The organism is Clostridium aminobutyricum (assembly GCF_017255415.1).
GTDB classification, from domain to species: domain Bacteria; phylum Bacillota; class Clostridia; order Peptostreptococcales; family Anaerovoracaceae; genus Aminipila; species Aminipila aminobutyrica.
Window position 1 is genome coordinate 1 of the sequence record NZ_JAFJZZ010000022.1, and the last position, 1,517, is coordinate 1,517.

The 1,517-nt window shown below is 52.5% G+C and carries 1 rRNA gene; it reads left to right on the forward strand.

What is annotated here, in order from left to right:
- A 16S ribosomal RNA gene (locus tag JYB65_RS14830) occupies positions 1–1,517 on the forward strand.

The window sequence follows — 1,517 nt, forward strand, 5'->3', positions numbered from 1 at the left end:
TTTACAAAGAGTTTGATCCTGGCTCAGGATGAACGCTGGCGGCGTGCCTAACACATGCAAGTCGAGCGGTATATATCTGAACAAATCTTCGGAAGAGTGAAGGTATAGAGAGCGGCGGACGGGTGAGTAACGCGTAGGCAACCTGCCCCATACAGAGGGATAGCCTCGGGAAACCGGGATTAAAACCTCATAACGCGAAAGATTCACATGAGTCTTTCGCCAAAGATTTATCGGTATGGGATGGGCCTGCGTCTGATTAGCTAGTTGGTAAGGTAACGGCTTACCAAGGCAACGATCAGTAGCCGACCTGAGAGGGTAATCGGCCACATTGGAACTGAGACACGGTCCAAACTCCTACGGGAGGCAGCAGTGGGGAATATTGCACAATGGGCGAAAGCCTGATGCAGCAACGCCGCGTGAGCGATGAAGGCCTTTGGGTCGTAAAGCTCTGTCCTTGGGGAAGAAAAAAATGACGGTACCCTTGGAGGAAGCCCCGGCTAACTACGTGCCAGCAGCCGCGGTAATACGTAGGGGGCAAGCGTTATCCGGAATTATTGGGCGTAAAGAGTGCGTAGGTGGTTTGGTAAGCGTGGGGTGAAAGGCAATAGCTTAACTATTGTAAGCCTTGCGAACTGTCAGACTTGAGTGCAGGAGAGGAAAGTGGAATTCCTAGTGTAGCGGTGAAATGCGTAGATATTAGGAGGAACACCAGTGGCGAAGGCGACTTTCTGGACTGTAACTGACACTGAGGCACGAAAGCGTGGGGAGCAAACAGGATTAGATACCCTGGTAGTCCACGCCGTAAACGATGAGCACTAGGTGTCGGGGTCGCAAGACTTCGGTGCCGCAGTTAACGCATTAAGTGCTCCGCCTGGGGAGTACGCACGCAAGTGTGAAACTCAAAGGAATTGACGGGGACCCGCACAAGCAGCGGAGCATGTGGTTTAATTCGAAGCAACGCGAAGAACCTTACCAGGACTTGACATCCCTCTGACAGGACTTTAACAGGTCCCTCCTTCGGGCAGAGGAGACAGGTGGTGCATGGTTGTCGTCAGCTCGTGTCGTGAGATGTTGGGTTAAGTCCCGCAACGAGCGCAACCCTTGTCATTAGTTGCCAGCAGTAAGATGGGCACTCTAGTGAGACTGCCGTGGATAACACGGAGGAAGGTGGGGATGACGTCAAATCATCATGCCCCTTATGTTCTGGGCTACACACGTGCTACAATGGCTGGTACAAAGAGACGCAAGACGGTGACGTGGAGCAAATCTCAAAAACCAGTCCCAGTTCGGATTGTAGGCTGCAACTCGCCTACATGAAGTTGGAGTTGCTAGTAATCGCAGATCAGAATGCTGCGGTGAATGCGTTCCCGGGTCTTGTACACACCGCCCGTCACACCATGGAAGTTGGGGGCGCCCGAAGTTGGCCAATAAATAGGTTACCTAAGGCGAAATCAATGACTGGGGTGAAGTCGTAACAAGGTAGCCGTATCGGAAGGTGCGGCTGGATCACCTCCTTT